Below are 20,867 nucleotides of genomic sequence, written 5' to 3'. Positions count from 1 at the left end.
TGAAGGGCACGCCGGCCTCAGAAACTCTGGTTCAACTCATCGGCTGCCGGAATTTCGCGTTCGCGCCGGGCGATGTAGTCCAGCAAAGCCTCGTTCCGGGCCTCGTCCAGTTGGGGCTCTTCGTATTGGGCCAGCAGCGACCGCGCCCGGTTCAGCCCGCGTTCGGTGATTTCTACTGCGCCTTCGGCCTGCCATTGCTCGATCGAGTTGTTGTCGAACATCTCAGGCATGAAGAACGCGCTTTGGAAATTGTCCTGCGTGTGCGGATGGCCCAGATAATGCCCGCCGGGGCCAACATCTGGCACCGCCGCAAGGGCCTGATCGAAATCATGCCATTTTGGACCCTCGGCCATGCGATAGGCCATCGCGCATTGTTCGGCGTCGACGATAAACTTGGCAACCGAACAGTGCATCCCGGCCTCGTTCCAGCCTGCGCTGTGCCAGATGTAATTCGCCCCTGCATGCATCACCGCCTGCAACGTGGTGGCGGATTCGTACCCCGCCTGTGCGTCGAACGTCTTGGCCCCGCCCAGCGTGTTCGAGGTGCGCCATGGCACGCCATAGTACCGCGCCATCTGACCGATCATAAAGTTCATCAGGCTGATCTCGGGCGTACCCGCCATTGGCGCGCCCGATTTCATCGACACGGTCGACAGGTAATGCCCGTAAATCGCAGGTGCGCCCTTGCGGATCACCTGCGTATAGGCCAGCGCGCTCAGCGCCTCGGCGTTCAGCTGCGCCACGGTGGCCGGGACACTGGCGGGCGTGTTGGCCCCACCCAGCACGAAGGGCGAGCACAAAACCGGCTGATTGCGGCGACAAAAGGCCCGCATCGCGCCCAGCATGGTTTCATCCCACACCAGCGGCGAGTTGCCGTTGCAATTGCCGGTGGTGACGGGGTGCGTTTCCATGAACTCCTCCCCGAACAGGATGGCGCACATATCCATCACGTCCTCGGCGTTTTTCGGCGACGTGGTCATGCCCATGAATGTCTTGTCCGAGTGTTTCATCGACGAATAGGTGATGCGCAAGTGGCGTTGGCTGATCGGATGATCATAGGGTTCGACGATGTGATGCGCCGACGAATGCAGCGCGGGCATCATGTGGCTCAGCTTGTGGAACATCGCCAGATCGTCCAGCGTGGGATTGCGGCGCACATCGTCCAGATCGCGCAGGAACGGCGCACCGGTCATGGGCACAAAGATCGAATGCGGCCCACCCAGCCGTACGTTCTTTTTCGGATCGCGCGCGTGATAGGTGAAATCGCCGGGAATGGTGGCAATCAACGCGCGCACCAGACCCCGGTCCAGATAAACCATCTCTCCGTCAACTTGCGCGCCTGCTTTCTTCCAATCCTCCAGCGCGATGGGATCGCGGAACTGAACGCCGACATTTTCCAGAATATCCATCGAGGCGCTGTCGATACGTTCAACTTGTGCGCCGTCCATCACCTCGCACAAGGGGATACCACGGGTCAGGCCGGGCAGCATGTTAAAGTTTGGGGCCGCGCGCAGGGCGCGGCGGGCTGCACGTCCGCCCGAGCGGGCCGCGGTTCGGATGTTCATGGGCAATCCTCCAATCTTATCTGCCAGACTGGGGGATTCGTGGCCATCGCACCTAACTGATTGCGATATCTGATTGCAGGAAGCGACATCCTTGCGCCTCGAAAAACGCCGCCCCGGATGGGGGCGGCGCTGGTTTCAACCTGTCGGTTGGCTTACTCGGCGGCTTGCGTGGCCGCCTCGTGCCTATCGCGCTGACTGTCGCGGAACAGCGCCTTGCCCAGCGCGATGCACATCAGGCCCATCACCACCGTAAAGGGCAACGCGCCGATGATCATCGCGTTACGCAGGGCGTCCATCGGGTTGTTGTCCCCAGCCGCCAGGATCAGCGCACCGATCACAGCCGTCAGGATCACACCCCAGATGATGCGATGCTTGACCCCGGTTTCCTGACTGCCGCCGGACATGATGGTGTTCATCACCAAAATGCCCGAGTCCGCAGACGTGACCAGAAAGGTCATGATCAGGATCACGCACATCACGTTCAGCATGGACAGCAGCCCACCGTCGATCATGTAGGACAACGTCACGAACAGCTTGCTGGTGTTCGATGCCCCGATGATTGCGCCTTCTGCCGCGCCCGCCAGTTCCAGATCAATCGCAGTACCGCCCAGAACCGTCATCCACGCAAAACACACCAGCGCTGGTGCGAACACGCAGCCCAGAATGAACTCACGCACTGTACGACCCTTGGAGATACGCGCCAGAAACAGGCCCACAAAGGGCGAGAACGCGATCCACCAGGCCCAGTAGAAGGTGGTCCAGCCCGCTTGCCAACCAAACTGACGGCCTTGTTCACCAGCGGCATAGGCTGCGGCCAGCGTTTCGGCATCCAATTCGGCTGCGGCACCTGTCAGACCTTCGCGGAAGCCCTCAAAACTGCCCCAGGCGTTGGTTGCGCCGCCCACCAGATCATTGGCATGGGCCTGCGCCGCCTCAGGCAGTGCTGCCGCAAATGTCTCGGTCGACAATGGGCCATAGGCATTAAAACTGAGCGACAGGAAGTGCAGGATGTAATCGACCATCGCCGTGCCATAGGTGGTCATGGCAAAAACGAATGAGCCAAATACGACGAAGGTGCCCAGCAGAATGATCGACAGCACCAGATTCAGGTTCGACAGGTATTTCACCCCCCGGCCTACACCCGACACAGCCGAGATGATTGACAGGGTCATGATCACGACCAGACCCACAATCAGACCAACCTTGCTGGGGGTCGGCACCTCGCCGCCCAGATCCATGACCCAGCCCATGCCGGTGATCGCATAGACACCGTCGATGAACTGACTGACGCCGTAACCGATGGTGACGGACACACCCAGGATCGTTGCAACAACACCCAAAACGTCGACCACATGGCCGAAAAATCCGTTGACGAAACGACCAAACAGCGGCGTCAGCGCCGAACGGATGGTCAGAGGCATATCACGCGTATAGGCGTAATAGGCCAGCGACAGACCCGTCACCACGTAGATCGCCCATGCGTGGAAGCCATAGTGCAGGAAAGTATAGCGATACGCCGATTGGATCGCTTCGGGTTCATTGCCGGTTACGTCGCCGGACACGACCAGGGGGTTCGACCCCCACAGGCCCAGCGGCTCGGCGGTGGCGAACACCATCAGGCCCACGCCAAGACCCGCACCAAACATCATCGAGAACCACGAAAAGTTCGAGAACTCGGGCTTTTCGCCCGGCGTTCCCATGATCCTGCGACCGGTGGACGGGATGATGGCGACGATGGCGAGAAAGAAGAAAAACGCACCAACGATGACGATGTAGAAACTGTTGAAGACCTCCAGAAGCTTGCCGTTCAGGCTGCCAAGCGTGCTGTTCGCATTGGCCGGGAATACAAGGGCCCACAGCACCAGCGCGACCATGATGGCCTTGCTGATCAGTGCGATGGGCACGCTGTAATTTTCATAGAATCCGGCATCTGCCGTTTCTATCTCAACATCCGTGAATGGTTCGGGTACCGACATAATCTCCTCCGTTTTGACGGTATGCGTTGGGTTGAGCCCGCTTAAACGCGGCGTCCCAATTCTGCTCTTTCCTTCGACCCGATCCTTTGGCGCTTTGCACCAATCCTCCGGCGGAGTGGGTCCTTGAAAGTTATGTCGGGCGCGATGCCCGGGCTGCTGTCGCAACGCAGCAACCGTTGGGGAAAACGCCTATCCCAGCAGCCTCATGTTGTTGGGGCTGGAACCGACGCATTCCGCAGTTTTGCGACACGAGGGCCCAAAACATGACCAACACATACACCTTCTGCGCAACCTGTTCTGGCCTTCAACCGCAAAAATCCTAATACTCAAGTGAAGCACGCTCACCCGAAACCTGACAGAGAACCCCGACCCATCATGTCCAGACGCCATTACAACTTGCCGCCGCTGACCACTTTGTCGGCCTTTGAAGCCGCCGCGCGGCACCTGAGTTTCAAGAACGCCGCCGAGGAGCTATCGGTCACGCCGGGCGCAGTCAGCCATCAGATCAAGGCGCTCGAAGGGGATCTGGACACCACGTTGTTTCAGCGCAAACATCGCGGCGTTGACCTGACCGAGGACGGCAAAGCGCTGTATGAGGCGCTGTCATCCTCGTTCGGTCGGATATCGAAAGTTCTGGCAACAATCCGGGACAGCAATTCGGGCGGCAAGGTCACGGTCGGGTCGACCACGGCGGTGGCGGCACTGTGGCTGTCCCCGGCGGTGATCCGGTTCTGGCGCGAGATGCCCGACGTCAACGTGGATCAGCTGTCACAGGATCGCCCGTTCCGGGATCGCCCCGAGGTGGATTTCTTTATCCGCTACGGGCGCGACAGCGACCCCAACCTGTCACACACCCCCCTGTTTCGCGATCACCTGATCCCGGTCGCCAGCCCCGAGGTTGCGGACCGGCTGACCGGGGCCAGCCTGCAGGCGCTTGCGGCCGAGCGGCTGATCCATCTGGATTCGGAAGATCGCACCTGGACCACCTGGCCGGACTGGTTTCAACAACTGGGCTACACCGGCACCATCCCGATTGAATCGCGGGTCAACAGCTACTCGGTCGCGCTGCAACTGGCGCGCAAAGGGGCGGGGTTGGCATTGGGCTGGCAGCGCCTGATCCAGCCTATGCTGAAATCAGGAAAACTGGTCGCAATCGGCCCGCACCACCTGACCGCGCCCAACCAGTTCTACCTTGTCGGCCGCCCGGATGAGGAGCTGTCCGACAGCGCCCGCGCCCTGAAAACATGGATCATTCAAGAGGTTCAGGGCGGCTCGGTTTAGATCAAATCACCCTCTGGTGAGGTTTTCTGATATTGAGAGAAGACCGCCCCATCCGCCAATACGAAAGGACGTATATCCAGCAACACCTTAGGGAGAGCCCGATGAACAAGCATAGCGCGCTGTCGTCCGTTCTGGCCGATGTGACCATCGCAAACGGCCTGCCGAACGAGCATTACATCGACCCGGCCATGTTCGCCGAGGAAAAGCAATCGGTGCTGTTTGCCAACTGGTCCGGGATCGGCTTCGGTAAGGACGTGCCCGAGGAAGGCGATGCCAAGCCCGTGGATTTTCTGGGTATGCCGCTGCTGATCGTGCGCGACCGGGATGGAGAGATCGGCGTGTTCCAGAACACCTGCCGTCACCGGGGCATGATCCTTGTGGACACCCCGCGCAAGATCGGCGGCGCCATCCGCTGTCCCTATCACAGCTGGTGTTACAGCCTGAAGGGCGAGCTGCGCGCCACCCCGCATGTGGGCGGCCCCGGCCAGAACAAGCACGCAGACGTCAATCGCGATAATCTGGGTCTGATCCGCATCCGCTCATACGTCTGGCGCGATGTGATCTTTGTAAATGTCGACGGCAACGCGCCTGGTTTTACCGAAGTCCACGGCCCCCTGATGGAACGTTGGGCGGATTTCGACAAACCGGTTTTTCACGGCGGCGAGACGTCCTCGTTCAAGCTGGAGGTCAAGACCAACTGGAAACTGGCGGTCGAGAATTACTGCGAAAGCTATCACCTGCCCTGGGTGCATCCCGGCCTCAACAGCTATTCCCGGTTGGAAGATCATTATAACATTGAGGAGCGCGGGCATTATTCCGGTCAGGGCACGCTGGTTTATCGCCAATTGACGGATCAGGATGGCGCGACCTTCCCCGATTTCGACGGGCTGAGCGACACATGGGACGAAGGCGCGGAATACGTGGCGCTATACCCGAATGTCCTGCTGGGTGTGCAACGTGACCACGCCTTTGCCATCGTTCTGGAACCCGTCGATCAGGAAAACACCGTCGAACATATCGAGCTTTACTACGCCAAAAGCGTTGATGACACGCCGCAACACGACGGGCTGCGCGCCTCGAACGCGCAGCTGTGGAAGACAGTGTTCGAAGAGGATGTGTTCGTGGTCGAAGGTATGCAAAAGGGCCGCCACGGGATGCTGTTCGACGGCGGGCGGTTCTCACCCGCGATGGACGGGCCGACGCATAACTTTCACCATTGGGTTGCGACGCAGATCGAAAACGGCCGTGCGGGCTGATCGGCTGCCAATCATACGGGGGGCCCATGGACAAGGATGATCTGGATCGCCTGCTGCTTGCGGCCCATGCCCGGAACGATCACGTCGATCTGGTCCGCTATTACACCATGGCAGCGGATCAGCGCGAGCAGGCACAGGACATTGATGCCGCCTGTTTCTATCTGACCCATGCCTTTGTCTTTGCATTGGAATCCGGCGCCCCCCAAGCAGATGCTCTGAACCGACGACTGGTCGCCCATGGACGCGCGCATCATCTAGATTTCCAAAGCTAAGCTGGGGCTGTACCGTCTGCTGCACCGCGCTTTGACCCAGCGCCATGTCAGGGTATCAATGGCGCAAGGCGCAACCCGGCCCCGAGCAATTTCGCCCGGCCATCCCAAGGCGGAGACTGTTAAAATGACGACCTTCCTGATCATAATCCTACTGCTCGCGACGGTCTTTGTCGGCATGAACCTGTGGACCCGTCGCCTGACCCGGCAAGGGTTCAAGCGGGTGCCGCAGCTTGGTGAGATCCTTCCCGTGACGGGCGGGCGCATCCACTATGTCGAAAAGGGTAATCCGGCCAGGCCGACCATCGTCATGATCCACGGGTTGTCAGGGCAGTTGCAGCATTACACCTATGCGCTTGTGGGCCTGCTGGCGGATGATTACCACGTCATCGCCGTCGACCGGCCCGGCTGCGGGTATTCCACCCGCGACACCGCCGATCTTGCCCGCCTGCCCGAACAGGCCCGCATGATACAGGAATTCCTGAACACCAAGGGTGTCACGGATGCTGTTCTGGTCGGGCATTCACTGGGCGGGGCCGTAGCACTGGCCATGGCGCTGGATTATCCGACAAAAATCAAGGCACTGGCGCTTTTGTCACCTCTGACGCAGCAGATGTCCGGCACACCGCAGGTATTCAAACCACTCGAGATTCGGACAGAATGGTTGCGGAACTTTATCGGCAACACAATTGCAGTCCCTCTGGCGGCTAAATCCGCGCCCCACGCCCTAAGCGCCGTTTTCGCCCCCGAATCCGCGCCAGCGGATTTCCTGGATCGCGCGGGCGGCGCTTTGGGATTGCGCCCTTCCGCCTTTATCACAGCATCACAAGACGTTGTGGGTATTGACGAGAGCATCGGAACACAGGCGGCCCGTTATGGCGATCTGACCGTGCCCGGCGGTATTTTGTTCGGCGCGCAGGACGCGATCTTGTCTGCCAATGCGCAAAGCGCCCCGATGACACAGTTCGGTCTGACGGATGAACGTCTGGACGGTCGGGGCCACATGATCCCGATCACCGCCCCCACAGCCTGCGCCACGTTTATTCGCAAGATTGCCGAAGGGGATGGCGCAAAGAACAACATGGCCGAAGAGGCCGGGTGAAGCAGGGCCAAAAAGAATCCCGGCCTGGCCGTCTTTTCCCCCTTGACCCCCATCGGCCCCTCGCTTAAATCGCCTCTCACTCATGGCGGAGTAGCTCAGTTGGTTAGAGCAGCGGAATCATAATCCGCGTGTCGGGGGTTCAAGTCCCTCCTCCGCTACCATCCCTTCCAAAACGATAGTCGTCTATACGCTGCAACGCTCTGATTGTTTTGCGGCCCGTACTCGGGCGCGCTGTGAACCTGTCTAGAACGACAAAACGGGTGTGGTGCGTGTGATGTCACGGGTGTGGGTCTCACCAGAACGTCCAATCTGAACGATCAGCTTGTCAGCCTGAGGGAAGCGGGTGAAGAAAGCGAACTGAATGGCGTCGATCGCTTGCGGGTTCTGACACTGTATTTGATAATCGGCCTGAAATTCGGTGTGGTGACCCTGATCACCCGCCAGTGCGTTGCCGCCATCCGCGCCCTGCCCGTTGGTTGACAGTGCGACATTGGCCGAGGTCGTGACGCACATCGCCTGCTCTGACAAAACAAACAGCTCCAGTGGCTTGGACAAATCAGAAATCGCCACAGCGACCGATGCCCTGTCCTCGTCGGATTCGGCGGGCATCTCAAAATCTACAATCTCGGTGGCAGGCACCGCGAGGGACAAGGACAATTCGGCCTCGGAAAACAGAATTTCCAGACGGCCCGTGCCATGTTCATGCGCTTGTGCCGTCAGGGGCTGCGACAGGATGACCGCGAGGGTCAGGACGAGAGCTGCGCTTCTCATAAACAGGCACCATCTACCAGGGAATCACGCATCTTAGTCTAATACGATTCAAACTTGGTGCAATCTTGGCATCGGATTTGATACCCCGCCAAAAATGGGGAGGCAAAGATCGGGCTGGCTTTCCTGACAATAAAACTCAGGTTGACATAGGTGACTAAATCACTCAGTTATCGCGCCGTACGCGTTGCATGACTGACGCTTGTGAAATTGCTTCTGACAGAAAGATCACACCCAAATGACCCGATTCCTTGCCGCCGCCAGCGCCCTGACGCTCAGCATTGCATCTGCTGCTGTTGCGGCCGATGCCCCGTCGAAAGCCGATGTTCTGAACGTTTACGCAAACATCGCCGAAGCCAAGTACGACGACAGCCTGATCGCTGCGAAGTCACTGCAGGCGGCTGTGAACGCCCTGATCGTCGAGCCGTCGGATGCCACCCTGAACGCAGCCCGTGCCGCGTGGGTTGCTGCGCGCGTGCCGTATCAGCAGACCGAAGTTTATCGTTTCGGCAACGCCATCGTTGACGACTGGGAAGGCAAAGTGAACGCTTGGCCACTGGATGAAGGTCTGATCGACTATGTCGACGCCTCTTACGGTGGTCCGACCGACGAGAACGAACTTGCCGCGCTGAACGTGATCGCCAACCCCAGCTTTGAGCTGTCGGGCCAGGCCATCGACGCCAGCAAGATCACCCCGAAACTGCTGAGCGACACTCTGCACGAAGCGGATGGGATCGAGGCCAACGTGGCCACCGGTTACCACGCCATCGAATTCCTGTTGTGGGGTCAGGACCTGAACGGCCACGGCACTGGCGCGGGCAACCGCCCCTGGACGGACTACGCCCAGGGTGACGACTGCACGGGCGGCCATTGCGACCGCCGCGCCCAGTATCTGAGCGCCGCGACCGAGCTGCTGGTCAGCGATCTGGAATGGATGGCGGCACAATGGGCTGAAGGTGGCGATGCACGCGCCGCCCTGAACGCGGACGAAACCGCAGGTGTCGCTGCCATCCTGACCGGCATGGGATCGCTGTCTTATGGCGAACAGGCAGGTGAGCGGATGCGTCTTGGCCTGATGCTGAACGACCCCGAGGAAGAGCATGATTGCTTCTCGGACAACACGCACAACAGCCACTACTACGATGGTCTGGGTGTTCAGAACGTCTATCTGGGCAGCTACACCCGCATCGACGGCACCCCGGTCAGCGGCGCTTCGCTGTCGGATCTGGTGATCGCAAGCGACCCGTCGCTGGATGCCGAAATGAAGGTCAAGCTGGCCAACACCATGCAGGCGCTGGGTCGCCTGAAGTCAACCGCCGAGGCCGGTTTCGCCTATGACCAGATGCTGGAGCGCGGCAACAAAGGTGGCGAGCAGCTGATCATGGGCGGTGTGAACGGTCTGGTAGATCAGACCAAAACCATCGAACGTATCGTTATCACGCTGAAACTGGATCAGATCAACTTTGAAGGGTCGGACAGTCTGGACAACCCTGACGCGGTTTTCCAATAAAACAACGGGTTTCAACCCCGAAAGAAGCGGCGCAATCGTGCCGCTTCTCGCTTTTGTGAGGCGACAACAGCCGGTTTCCTCTGGACCTCCGAAAAATAACTTACTAATACAGTAAGAAATAACAGCTACGCCCCGACGACCATGATCGTATGCCACTGCACAAACATCTCGGATCACGACATCCACGCTGCGATTGACTGGATGCGCACGGCCGATCCGTATGCGGTTATCACCCCCGGTAAAATCTATCACGCCCTTGGAAAATCCGCTGATTGCGGCGGGTGCATGCCACTTTTCCTAGACTCGATGCGTTCCAGCGATAAGCTGAAAGTCCCCATGCAGCTTCGTGCACTGCGCATCGAAGCAACACAGGAGAGTGAAGATGAAGGGCGATCCCAAAGTCATAGAGTATCTCAACAAATCACTGCGGCATGAACTGACAGCCGTTAGCCAATACTGGTTGCATTATCGTTTGCAGGAGGATTGGGGGCTTGGCCACATGGCCAAGAAAAGCCGCGAAGAAAGCATCGAAGAGATGGGGCACGCAGACAAGCTGATCGAACGGATCATCTTTCTGGAAGGCCACCCAAATCTGCAAAAACTGGACCCGCTGAGAATTGGTCAGACGCCAAAAGAGACGCTGGAATGTGACCTGGCCGCCGAGGTTGACGCACGGGCGCTGTACAACAAAGCGCGCGATTACTGCCGAGAAGCCGGCGATTACGTGTCAATGGGACTTTTTGAAAGCTTGTTGTCGGACGAAGAGAGTCATATCGATTTTCTCGAAACGCAGCTTGATCTGTACGAAAGGATTGGCGAAGCCAATTATGCGCAACTCAACGCATCGAAAATGGACGAGGGCGAGTAAGCTCTTGATCCTTCCGGTGGCCGCCCTTGCGGCCACCCAGTCCCTGTCGGCTGAGCTTGGGGACACGCATCTGAACTATCTTCCCAGAACCGACGATGAACGCGGCCGGATCACCGGGGCCACCGCTGTGCCGCAAGATTTCAGCGCGCCGCAGCGGTTCGAAGACCTGCCAGCCGGGGCTGCCACCGTACGGGCGCGCACCGACGGCGATGCGTTTTCCCAACCCTCTGGCAACCTGAGCTTTGAGCAGGAATTGGACTTTAAGGTCGGCAACGGGCTGTTCAAGAAAATCTGGGTGTCTTCGCCTTCGTCCACGCTGGCCTCGGACGGGCTGGGGCCGCTTTACAATGCCCGTTCCTGTCAGCGCTGCCACGTCAAGGACGGGCGCGGGCATACGCCGAACGGGCCGGATGACAACGCGATCTCGATGTTCCTGCGCGTGTCGATCCAGGGCGGACCCGATGACGGATATGCCGAGATCGAGGATTACATCGCCACCCTGCCCGAGCCGACGTACGGCGGCCAGATGCAGGACCACGCCCTGCCGGGCCATCCTGCAGAATACCGGTTGGACATCACCTATGAGGATGTCTCCGTTGCTCTGTCCGACGGTGAAACCGCCACCCTGCGCCGCCCCACGTACAAGGCCGCCGATCTGGGCTATGGCCCGCTGCACCCCGATGCCATGATCAGTCCGCGTGTGGCGCCTCAGATGATCGGTCTGGGCTTGCTCGAGGCGATCCCGGTCGCCGATCTGCTGGCCAAGGCCGACCCGGACGATGCGGATGGCGATGGCATTTCCGGGCGGCCCAATATTGTCTGGTCCGTCGAATACGGCGAACCGATGATGGGTCGTTTTGGCCATAAGGCCGGAATGCCCACGATCATGGAGCAATCCGCAGCCGCCTTTGCGGGGGACATCGGAATTTCCAGCCCGTTGTACCCCGCTGCCCACGGCGATTGCACCCCGGCGCAGACGAATTGCGTGAACGCGCCGCACGGCGATGGCGATGTGCGCGTGTTCGAGATTGATCAGGCAGGCATGGATCTGGTGGCCTTTTACAGCCGCAATCTGGGCGTACCGGCCCGGCGGGATGTGGACGATCCGCAAGTTCTGCGCGGCAAAGAGGTGTTCCATACCTCAGGCTGCGTCGGCTGCCATACGCCGGCATATGTGACCCATCGTATGCAAGACCGGCCCGAACATAGCTTCCAACTGATCTGGCCCTATACCGATCTGTTGCTGCATGACATGGGCGAAGGGCTGGCCGACAACCGTCCCGAAGCGCGCGCGACAGGCCGCGAATGGCGGACGCCGCCCTTGTGGGGTGTTGGGCTGACCGAACAGGTCTCGGGCCATACCCAATTTCTGCACGACGGGCGCGCGCGATCTTTGCTTGAGGCCATCCTGTGGCACGGCGGCGAGGCACAACCGGCCCGCGATACGGTCGTCTCGATGCCGAAACCCGACCGCGACGCTCTAATTCGCTTTCTGGAGAGCCTCTGACCCATGCGCCCGCTTGTTCTTGCCGTTGCTTTGACGTTGCCCTTCGCCAGTCATGCACAGGATCGCGGCCCGATCCTGACCGACACGGTGACGGCACATATTCTGCCGGGATACTCTCGATTGTCCGAGGCGACCGGCTTGCTGACGGAAACGGCTCAGCGCGATTGCGACCCCGGTTCACCAGACCTGCGGGCCGCTTACAATACTGCCTTTGACAATTGGATTTCGGTCAGCCACCTGCGGTTTGGCCCATCCGAAGTTGACGATCGGGCGTTTGCGCTGGCGTTTTGGCCGGACACCAAAGGGTTCACCCCAAAGGCCCTGTCCAGCATGATCGCAGCCAAGGACACGGCCGTGGAATCCCCTGCGGAATTTTCGGAAACATCCATTGCCGGACGCGGTTTTTTCGCGCTGGAGCTGATGCTGTTCGAACCAGCCTTTGCGACACAGGGCGACATGCCCTATCGCTGTGCGCTGGTTCGGGCGATTACGGCGGACATTGATCGCAACGCCAGCGCCATAGGGTCGGATTGGGACACCTATGCTAAGGCTCTGACCCAACCGGGGGAAACCAGCCCCTACCGATCCGGCGATGAGGCCCTGCAAGAACTGTACAAGGCCCTGATGACCGGGTTGGAGTTTACCGGCGATACACGCCTTGGCCGCCCCCTGGGCACCTTTGATCGCCCACGCCCCAAACGCGCCGAGGCGCGCAGGTCCGCGCGTTCGCTGCGCCATGTCGAGCTGTCTCTGATTGCCCTGCGTGATCTGGCCGCGCGCCTTTCGGCGGATCACCCCGACATCGCGGATGATCTGGACCGTGCGTTTGGCAAGGCGATTGATCGCGCGCAGTCGCTGGATGATCCGTCCCTGTCCGGTGTTGCCGACCCGCAGGCGCGGTTTCGGATCGAGGCGCTGCAACAGTCGATCAATGACATCCGCGCCATTGCATCCACCGAACTGGGGCCGACACTGGGCATCAGTGCAGGGTTCAATTCATTGGACGGGGATTAAGCCATGACCAGCCGTCGCCATTTCCTTATCGGGCTTGCGGCGGCCAGCCTTGCGCCTGTGCGCGGCTGGGCATCGGCAGGGGCACCCGATTACCTTGCGGCTGCGTTGTTTCCGGATGGAACCTATCAGCTGGCCGGTTTGGAGGCGAGCGGCGAGATCGTGTTTTCCCTGCCCCTGCCCGCCCGCGGCCATGCGGCGGCAGCCCACCCGCACCGCGCGCAGGCAGTGGCCTTTGCCCGGCGCCCCGGCACCTTTGCGGTCGTCATTGATTGCGTGACCGGCGCAAGAACCGCGCAGCTGGATGCGCCCGCAGGTCGCCATTTTTTCGGCCATGGCGTCTTCTCGCCCGATGGGGCGCGGCTTTACACCACCGAAAACGATTTCGAAGCAGGTGAAGGCGTGATCGGTGTCTGGAACACCGATGATTTTGCGCGCGTGGGCGAGTTCCGGTCTGGTGGAATCGGACCGCATGACATGCGCCTGATGCCCGACGGCAAGACGCTGGTCGTTGCCAACGGCGGCATCGAAACCCACCCCGAGACAGGTCGCACCAAGCTGAACCTGCCAACCATGCAACCGCGCCTGTCCTATCTGACCCTGACCGGAACCGTGCAAGAGCAGGTCACGCTGCCGCGCGCACTGCGCAAGAACTCGATCCGCCATCTGGCGGTGCGCCGGGATGGTCTGGTGGGGTTCGCGATGCAATGGCAGGGCGACAAAACGCAACATCCGCCTCTGTTGGGGCTGCACAAACGGGGCGCGGCGCCGCGATTGCTGACGGCCCCCGTCGCAGAGCAAAGCACATTGCAGGGTTACGCTGGCAGCATCGCCTTTGACGCCAGGGGCGAGACAGTTGCGATCACCTGCCCGCGCGGCAATGCGTTACACCGGTTCGACGTAGAAACCGGCGCGCTTACCGGCGCTTTCGGACTTGAGGACGTCTGCGGCCTTGGCCCCGGACCGGAAGGGTACGTTTTCACTACGGGCACCGGGATCGTCGGGGCGCTGACAGGCAAAACCCGCGTATCCGCCCGACCGGATTGCCAATGGGACAACCACCTGATCCCAATTCGCCCATCCGCATAGACCCGTCGGATTGACCACACGTGCAAGACCCAAACGGGGCCTGATCAGGCCTCGGACAGGGTTGTCCCTGTGCGCCTGGGCAATGCGGGAACCAGAGGGCGCCCGGCAATCAGCAGGAACAAGCATGAAATCAGGATGCCAATGATCGCAGGCAGATACAGCAGCATCCACATATCCGGGTCATCGACCACCACGGGCGAGACAAAGCCCCGCACACCCTCCAGCAGGACCAGAATTGTGAAGGCTCCGAAAATTTGCGGCCACAAGCCAAAGCGCGAAAAACTGCCCAGCATCAGGGTCGCATACCCGGCCATAGCGACCGCGATACAAATGGCGATCCACGAGAACCTCTGGTGCAGCTCGTCGATCAACTCTCCTTCGGTAAATCCTTCGGACGAGATGATGGTCTCTCGGTTCTGAAGCAGCTCTAGGGTCGGTATAGCTTCGAGGCTGCGGTCCGTCATGTTGTTGGTATGTGTCAGTGCGGAAATGTCATAAGACGCGTCCTCGAACAGGGTCGAGGACAGGGTCCTGCCCTGTTGGTCCTGACGCAGCGCGATTCCGTCCACCATCACCAGATGAACGCCAAGACCGTTGTTGACCAGATAGGCCGTCTTGCTGGAATAGCTGACCGGGCTCTGCTGGTCCCTGCGGTCCGAGACGAAAACTTCGTGCAGAGTACCGTCCAGATCAATGGAACCGATGTAGACCGTCACACCCGGCAACGGGTGCAGAAACTCACCCTCGTTCAAAAGCTGTGCTGTGACGTCCCCGGCGACCTCGGCCTGCCGCTGTTCCAGTTGCTCGACCGAGGCGGGACGCAGGAAAACGCTGATGGTGGCCATCATCAAACCCGCGACCAAGCCGAACAGAAACACGGCGCGCGCCAACCTCCAGGGGCTGGACCCGGTGGCCAGCATTACTGTCAGTTCACTTTCACGGCTCAGGCGGTTGGTGGCGTAAACAGCGGCGGCAAACACCGCCATTGGCATCACCGTACGGATCAACGTTGGCAGGGTCAGCGCCGTGAATTCCAGAAACACAAGGGCCGACTGCCCGCCGCTGATCACACGGTCAAACAGGCTGACGGATCGGGTGATCCAGAACACGCCGACCAGAACCAGGGTGAAAAAGCCGAACAGAATCAGCAATTGCCGCAGGAAGTATCCATCAAAGCGCGACATGTTTCCTCATTCGGCCGTTTGCAATTCGGTTGGACAATATTCCATTCAACGGGGCGAGGAAACCACATTACTGGACAATTCTTGAAAACCCGATGAGGTGCGACGCCTGCGATTTGTGACGCAGCACCACCCGATCCCTAAAAGGGGCGTCAGGTCAGCGGCATATGAAGTTCGACCTCACCGTCAACCAGTCGCCCGGTGCGGCGAAAACCGAATGCCTCGTACAGCGGCAGCGCACTGCCCGGCGCATCGACGACACTGATCACCAGCTTCGAAAGACCGCGCGTCCGGGCCAGAGATTTCGCAAATTCCAGCGCTGCCCGTCCGTACCCCTGGCCCTGATGTGTCTGGTCAATCATCAGCCGCCAGATGTATATCCCATCCGGATCGTCCTCGTCATCAAGTTCGGCATCAGGATGCGACATGTCGACGATAGCCAGCAAGCCAACCGGCGCGTCATCCTTCCAAATGCCGAAAATCCCGGACCCCGGTTCGAAAACCGACTGCGCCATCGTCATCAGATTTGATGCCACAAAAGTTGCCTGCTCATCACGAACAGTCAGTTTCGCCAGCGCGGACAGCGTGTCGCGTGTCAGGGGTCGAAAATCCACCATGGGGCATCCCTAGCACACAGCGGTGCGCCACGAAAACGTTGGCTGCTTTCGGCGGGGTTCATTCTGATACTTTGTGGAAATGGCAGGGGCAGCAGGGTTCGAACCCGCGACCTACGGTTTTGGAGACCGTCGCTCTACCAACTGAGCTATACCCCTAAGGTGCGCCTCAGATATGACAGCCGCGCAGCGGACTCAAGAGGCTTTTTCAGATTCCGCGGCACTTCTTCCAACGACAAACAAGTTGCGTGCAGCGTTGAGTTCTATAAGACACGGTTTGGCCAATACGAGGGAACCCATCCGTGAGTATCCGCAAAAAGATTGCCGACAGCGAAACCGTCCTGAATTGGGCTGCGCGTCGTATCGCGAGCTATATTCGGATGGTCAACCGCAACACCCGCTGGCAGCGTATCGGGTACGAGGAACTGGATCGGCTGGCCGAGCAGGGTGAGCCAGTCATCGTGGTGCTGTGGCACCAAAGGCTGACACAATCCCCGTATCTCTTCCCGCTGGACAAGGGGCGCATCTGTTCGATCACATCGTCCGCACGGGCGGGCAGCATGGTGGGGCGCGTGCAAAAGCTGTTCGGCATGGACACCATCGCCATGACCAGTAAAAACGCAAAAAACATTGCCGTATCGCGCGAAGTGATCGGGAAGATCAAGCAGGGCATTTCCATAGGTATCGCCGCTGATGGTCCGCGCGGACCCGAACGGGTACTGTCCACGGTGCCTCTGGTCTGGGCGCGCACCTCGGGCAAGCGGGTGTTCGGCATCACCTTTTCAGCGGAACATGGCCGCGAAGCGGGCACGTGGGATCGTCTGTTGATGCCACGCCCCTGGCGCAACAGGGGTGTCTTTCTGTGCCGGGAATGGACGGAAACCGTACCGCGGAAGGCTTCGGAGGAACAGGTCGAATCCCTGCGCCAAAGCCTTGAGCAGCACATGAACGACATCACGGCCGAGGCCGACCGTATGGTCGGACGCGAGCCCTGGTCGCCCGGGGCTTAACCGCCCCTCAGACGTTGCATCAGATAAATCTCGCTGCCTTCGGGGATCGGTTCGGTCAACCCGGTGGCGATGACGCGCCCATCTATGGCGATGGACACGCCCGCATCAATGGGCGCTTGCAATTGCGGATGCGCCCGCACCAGTTCCCGCAACAGCTCGCCGGTGGTTTTGGCCTGAACCTCGACCACCTGCTGGCCCCCGGTCAGTGACCGGAGGCCGGACCAGAGGTGAACCTCAACCATTGTCCTTGAGCGCCGCCAGAATACGCGGCGGTGACATCGGCAGTTGCCGCATCCGGACACCAGCCGCATGGGACACCGCGTTGGCAATGGCGGCCAGCGGCGGCACGATGCCGGTTTCGCCCACGCCACGCACGCCGAACGGATGGCCCGGGTTGGGCACTTCGACGATCACCGTGTCGATCATTGGCAGGTCACTGGCGACCGGGATACGGTAATCAAGGAAGATCGAGTTCTGCAGGCGACCGTCTTCGCCATAGACATATTCCTCGTTCAGCGCCCAGCCAATGCCTTGCGCAGCACCGCCCTGATACTGGCCTTCCACATAAGTCGGGTGGATCGCCTTACCGGCGTCCTGAATGACCGTATAGCGCGTGACGCTGGTCTTACCGGTTTCGGGATCGACCTCGGCATCGACGATATGGGTGCCAAAGGACACGCCGGCCCCTTCGGGGGTTGCCTCAAAGTGACCCGAGATCGGACCGCCCGTCGCGCCCATATCCGCGGTGATATCAGCCAGCGGCATCGGGTCGAAATCGCCCGCGTTCGGGCCGGAAGGCACGGCACAGCCGTCTTCCCACTTCACCGCATCAACCGGGATACCCCACTTGGCAGCCGCACGGCCACACAGCCTTTCAACCGCGTGGCGCGCCGCCTTGATGGTGGCCAGACCGCTGGCATAGGTCACGCGCGAGCCATGGCTGACGTCGTTGTAACCCAGCGACGCAGTGTCGGCGATGGTGACACGGATATTCTCATAGGGAATACCCAGAACCTCGGCCGCCATCAGCGCCATTGACGCGCGCGAGCCACCGATATCGGGCGTGCCGACCATCAGCTGCGCCGAGCCATCCTCGGACAGGGCCAGCGAGACCGAGGTCTCACCACCGTGGTTGAACCAGAACCCGCAGGAGATCCCACGCCCCTGCCCCGGCTTCAGCGGGGCCGAGTAATGCGGATGCGCCTTGGCGGCCTCAAGTGTTTCGACCAGCCCGATACGTTCGTAGGTCGGGCCATAGCTGGCCTGGGTGCCTTCGTGCGCGGCGTTTTTCAGGCGCACATCAACCGGATCGAGACCCAGTTTCTTGCACAGCTCGTCAATCACCGATTCAACCGCAAAAGCCCCCATCGGCGCGCCCGGCGCCCGGTAAGCGGCCTGTTTCGGGCGGTTGGCCATCACGTCATAGCCGATCTGCTTGACGTTGGTCAGGTTATACGGCGCAAAGGCGCACATGGCGGTCATATCGCCGGGCGCACCGGGGAAGGCCCCGCCCTGCAAGCGGAACACGCCCTGCGCGGCCGAAATCGTGCCGTCCTTCTTCATGCCGATCTTGATGTCCATCGACGCCGAAGAGGTCGGACCGGTGGCCCGGAACACCTCGGACCGGCTCATCACCAGCTTGACCGGGCGGTTGGCCTTGCGGCTCAGAGCCAGTGCGACCGGCTCGATGAACACGGTGGTCTTGCCACCGAAACCGCCGCCGATTTCCGACGCGGTCACCCGCAGTTGCGAGGTTTCAATCCCCAGCAGCGCAGCACATGTCTTTTGCGCGATCCAGTGACCTTGCGTGGTGCACCACAGCTCACCTTTGCCGTCATTGCCCAGCATGCCCAGACAGGCGTGGGGTTCGATATAGCCCTGATGCGTGGCCTCGGTGACAAAGCTGTCTTCGATGACCAGATCGGCCTCGGCAAAGCCGGCGTCGACATTGCCGTGACCGCTTTCGTGATACCGCACGACGTTGGGGTGCATCCCCTCGGGGACGGAATAATCCGCAGCCCCTTCGCGGATCACCGGCGCGTCCGAGGCCATCGCCTTATCCACATCCGTGACATGGGGCAGCACTTCATATTCGACCTCGATCAGTTTCAGCGCATCACGCGCCGCCAGCGCCGAAGTAGCCGCGATAGCTGCCACCGCATGCCCGTCATAAAGCGCCTTTTCGCCCGCCATGACGTTTTCCAGAACGTTCCAGAACTCGCCTTCCAGACCGGGCTGAAACGGGACTTTGTCCGAGAAATCAGCGCGGGTGACAACGGCTTTGACATCCTTGTGCGCCTCGGCTTTGGATGCGTCGATTTTTACGATCCGCGCATGGGCGTGCGGCGAGCGCAGGATTGCGCCGTGCAACATGCCCGGGGCCGAAACATCCGCCCCGAACTTGGCGCGGCCTGTGACCTTGTCCAGACCATCGGGGCGATCCGGGCGGGTGCCGACAAAAGTGAATTCCGATTTGCGATCGTCCAATGCCATTACGAAGCCTCCCGCAGCTCTTCGGCTGTTTCCATCACAGCGCGAATAATCTTGTCATAGCCCGTGCAGCGGCACAGGTTGCCTGCCAGCCAGTACCGTGCTTCTTCCTCGGTCGGGCTGGGGTTCTTTTCCAGCAGCGACTTGGCAGCCACCAGAATGCCCGGCGTGCAGACGCCACATTGCAAGGCGGCATGTTCGATAAAGTTCTTTTGCAGCGGGTGTAGTACGTCGCCCTCTGCGATGCCCTCGACTGTGTCGATCTGCTTGCCCTCGGCCTCGACCCCCAGCATCAGGCACGAGCAAACCAGACGGCCATCAACCGAGACTGAGCACGCGCCGCAATCGCCAGTACCGCAGCCCTCTTTCGCGCCGGTCAGGTTCAGCTTGTCTCGCAGGCAATCCAGCAGGGTTTCGCGCGGGTCGCACAGGTATTCGACCGCGTCCCCGTTTACGGTGGTGGATACGTGGAACTTGCTCATGCTTGCTCTCCCTTTGCGCGGGCATAGGCGATTTTCGCGGCGCGTTTGGCCAGAACGCCAGCAACTTCGGTGCGGAATTCGATGGTGCCGCGTTTGTCGTCGATCGGGTTACACGCGGCCGAGGCCGCAGCCGCCAGCGCATCCAACGCCACATCGTCCAGCGTGCTGCCGATGATCGCCTTGGCGCAGTCATCGACCAGCAACACGGTCGGGGCCACTGCCCCCAGCGACACGCGCGCCTCGGTGATGGTGTCGCCGTCCAGCCGCAGGCTGACGCCAACGCCAACCACGGCGATGTCCATTTCCGTGCGCGGGATGAAACGCAGATAGGCGTCGCCGCCGTTCTCGCCCCGTGCGGGGATGTTCACGGCTGTAACCACCTCACCCTTGGTCAGTGTGGTCTTGCCGGGGCTTGCGGGAATGCCTTCGGCGGCAATTGTGCGGTTCCCGTCGGGGCCGGTGATCGTCACCGTCACACCTGCGGCAACCATCGCCGGGACGGAATCAGCTGCGGGCGAGCCGTTGCACAGGTTGCCGGTCAGCGTCGCGCGGCCCTGCACCTGAGTCGAGCCGATCAGGTCCATCGCCTCGACCACACCGGGCCAGTCGCCGGACAGTTCGGGATGTTCGCTCATCTCTGCGCCGGTTGCTGCGACACCCAGCGTCCAGCTGCCGTCGACATTGCGGGTGATGTCGCTGACGCCGTCGATCTTCTTGATGTCGATCAGCGTATCGGGCGTCACTAGTTCCGAGCGCAGCTGCACCAAAACATCCGTGCCGCCCGCCAGAAACCGAGTAATGCCCGTTGCATTTGCGGCCAGTGCCGAGGCTTCGGCAAAGCTGGCGGGGCTGTGATAATCCATGAAAATACCTCGTACCTGTGGATCA

20 protein-coding genes and 2 tRNA genes are annotated in these 20,867 nt (G+C 60.5%); 12 read left to right on the top strand and 10 right to left on the bottom strand.

Annotated elements, in window-relative coordinates; genetic code table 11:
- Nucleotides 1–17: 17 nt before the first annotated feature.
- Nucleotides 18–1,565: a trimethylamine methyltransferase family protein gene (locus tag JT51_RS06110; RefSeq protein ID WP_037309030.1), complete on the bottom strand. Its 1,548-nt coding sequence runs from the start codon at nt 1,563–1,565 to the stop codon at nt 18–20.
- A 152-nt stretch (nt 1,566–1,717) separates the two neighbouring features.
- The gene (locus JT51_RS06105; protein ID WP_037309027.1) at nt 1,718–3,541 is read right to left on the bottom strand and encodes a BCCT family transporter; all 1,824 of its coding nucleotides are present in this window, start codon (nt 3,539–3,541) and stop codon (nt 1,718–1,720) included.
- A 375-nt stretch (nt 3,542–3,916) separates the two neighbouring features.
- Here JT51_RS06105 and JT51_RS06100 point away from each other — a divergent pair, with 375 nt between their 5' ends.
- The 5 genes from JT51_RS06100 (at nt 3,917) to JT51_RS06080 (ending at nt 7,610) form a co-directional block, all read left to right on the top strand.
- Nucleotides 3,917–4,822: a LysR substrate-binding domain-containing protein gene (locus JT51_RS06100; RefSeq protein WP_037309023.1), complete on the top strand. Its 906-nt coding sequence runs from the start codon at nt 3,917–3,919 to the stop codon at nt 4,820–4,822.
- A 101-nt stretch (nt 4,823–4,923) separates the two neighbouring features.
- Nucleotides 4,924–6,078, top strand: a complete 1,155-nt coding sequence (locus JT51_RS06095; protein ID WP_037309020.1) for an aromatic ring-hydroxylating oxygenase subunit alpha — start codon at nt 4,924–4,926, stop codon at nt 6,076–6,078.
- A gap of 26 nt (nt 6,079–6,104) precedes the next feature.
- On the top strand, nt 6,105–6,350 hold the full coding sequence (locus tag JT51_RS06090) for a hypothetical protein (RefSeq protein ID WP_037309017.1): 246 nt from the start codon (nt 6,105–6,107) through the stop codon (nt 6,348–6,350).
- A 124-nt stretch (nt 6,351–6,474) separates the two neighbouring features.
- Nucleotides 6,475–7,449, top strand: coding sequence for an alpha/beta fold hydrolase (locus JT51_RS06085; protein WP_051927421.1), 975 nt, complete (start codon nt 6,475–6,477; stop codon nt 7,447–7,449).
- An 84-nt stretch (nt 7,450–7,533) separates the two neighbouring features.
- Nucleotides 7,534–7,610 (top strand) — tRNA-Met (locus JT51_RS06080).
- A gap of 82 nt (nt 7,611–7,692) precedes the next feature.
- On the opposite strand, the gene JT51_RS21175 is transcribed toward JT51_RS06080, so the two are convergent.
- Complete coding sequence (locus JT51_RS21175; RefSeq protein ID WP_051927420.1) at nt 7,693–8,220, bottom strand: ZrgA family zinc uptake protein; 528 nt, start codon at nt 8,218–8,220, stop codon at nt 7,693–7,695.
- A 235-nt stretch (nt 8,221–8,455) separates the two neighbouring features.
- Between JT51_RS21175 and JT51_RS06070 the strand changes: the two genes are divergently transcribed.
- From JT51_RS06070 to JT51_RS06050, 6 genes are all read left to right on the top strand, one after another.
- Nucleotides 8,456–9,727, top strand: coding sequence for an imelysin family protein (locus JT51_RS06070; protein WP_037309015.1), 1,272 nt, complete (start codon nt 8,456–8,458; stop codon nt 9,725–9,727).
- A 141-nt stretch (nt 9,728–9,868) separates the two neighbouring features.
- A complete protein-coding gene (locus JT51_RS21440) occupies nt 9,869–10,162 on the top strand; it encodes a (2Fe-2S)-binding protein (protein ID WP_081894607.1) in 294 nt (97 codons plus the stop codon).
- Nucleotides 10,110–10,595, top strand: coding sequence for a bacterioferritin (gene bfr / locus JT51_RS06065; protein WP_037309012.1), 486 nt, complete (start codon nt 10,110–10,112; stop codon nt 10,593–10,595). The genes JT51_RS21440 and bfr overlap by 53 nt, the downstream gene beginning before the upstream one ends.
- The gene (locus tag JT51_RS06060; protein WP_200876066.1) at nt 10,555–12,102 is read left to right on the top strand and encodes a di-heme oxidoredictase family protein; all 1,548 of its coding nucleotides are present in this window, start codon (nt 10,555–10,557) and stop codon (nt 12,100–12,102) included. Before bfr ends, JT51_RS06060 begins: the two co-directional genes overlap by 41 nt.
- 3 nt (nt 12,103–12,105) lie before the next feature.
- Nucleotides 12,106–13,116 carry an imelysin family protein gene (locus JT51_RS06055; protein WP_037309010.1) on the top strand — a complete coding sequence of 337 codons (1,011 nt, stop codon included), beginning with the start codon at nt 12,106–12,108 and terminating at the stop codon, nt 13,114–13,116.
- A 3-nt stretch (nt 13,117–13,119) separates the two neighbouring features.
- Nucleotides 13,120–14,202: a DUF1513 domain-containing protein gene (locus JT51_RS06050; protein ID WP_037309007.1), complete on the top strand. Its 1,083-nt coding sequence runs from the start codon at nt 13,120–13,122 to the stop codon at nt 14,200–14,202.
- A 44-nt stretch (nt 14,203–14,246) separates the two neighbouring features.
- On the opposite strand, the gene lptF is transcribed toward JT51_RS06050, so the two are convergent.
- The 3 genes from lptF to JT51_RS06035 form a co-directional block, all read right to left on the bottom strand.
- Nucleotides 14,247–15,386, bottom strand: coding sequence for an LPS export ABC transporter permease LptF (gene lptF / locus JT51_RS06045; protein WP_037309005.1), 1,140 nt, complete (start codon nt 15,384–15,386; stop codon nt 14,247–14,249).
- 149 nt (nt 15,387–15,535) lie between these two features.
- Complete coding sequence (locus tag JT51_RS06040) at nt 15,536–16,000, bottom strand: GNAT family N-acetyltransferase (RefSeq protein ID WP_037309002.1); 465 nt, start codon at nt 15,998–16,000, stop codon at nt 15,536–15,538.
- Nucleotides 16,001–16,080: 80 nt separating this feature from the next.
- Nucleotides 16,081–16,156 (bottom strand) — tRNA-Trp (locus JT51_RS06035).
- 143 nt (nt 16,157–16,299) lie between these two features.
- Between JT51_RS06035 and JT51_RS06030 the strand changes: the two genes are divergently transcribed.
- Entirely contained in the window at nt 16,300–17,007 is a 708-nt protein-coding gene (locus JT51_RS06030) for a lysophospholipid acyltransferase family protein (RefSeq protein WP_037309000.1), read from the top strand.
- Here JT51_RS06030 and JT51_RS06025 read toward each other — a convergent pair.
- The 4 genes from JT51_RS06025 to JT51_RS06010 are packed head-to-tail and all read right to left on the bottom strand — an operon-like array spanning nt 17,004 to nt 20,842.
- Entirely contained in the window at nt 17,004–17,249 is a 246-nt protein-coding gene (locus tag JT51_RS06025; protein WP_037308997.1) for a MoaD/ThiS family protein, read from the bottom strand. The genes JT51_RS06030 and JT51_RS06025 overlap by 4 nt on opposite strands.
- Nucleotides 17,242–19,500 carry a xanthine dehydrogenase family protein molybdopterin-binding subunit gene (locus tag JT51_RS06020; RefSeq protein WP_037308994.1) on the bottom strand — a complete coding sequence of 753 codons (2,259 nt, stop codon included), beginning with the start codon at nt 19,498–19,500 and terminating at the stop codon, nt 17,242–17,244. Before JT51_RS06020 ends, JT51_RS06025 begins: the two co-directional genes overlap by 8 nt.
- Nucleotides 19,500–19,979 (bottom strand): (2Fe-2S)-binding protein, encoded by a 480-nt coding sequence (locus JT51_RS06015; RefSeq protein WP_037308991.1) that lies wholly within the window; start codon nt 19,977–19,979, stop codon nt 19,500–19,502. The genes JT51_RS06020 and JT51_RS06015 overlap by 1 nt, the downstream gene beginning before the upstream one ends.
- Complete coding sequence (locus tag JT51_RS06010) at nt 19,976–20,842, bottom strand: FAD binding domain-containing protein (protein WP_037308988.1); 867 nt, start codon at nt 20,840–20,842, stop codon at nt 19,976–19,978. Before JT51_RS06010 ends, JT51_RS06015 begins: the two co-directional genes overlap by 4 nt.
- Nucleotides 20,843–20,867: the final 25 nt, after the last annotated feature.

It is taken from the genome of Ruegeria halocynthiae (genome assembly GCF_000743705.1).
GTDB classification, from domain to species: Bacteria; Pseudomonadota; Alphaproteobacteria; order Rhodobacterales; family Rhodobacteraceae; genus Ruegeria; species Ruegeria halocynthiae_B.
This window is presented reverse-complemented; position numbering and strand designations above follow the sequence as displayed.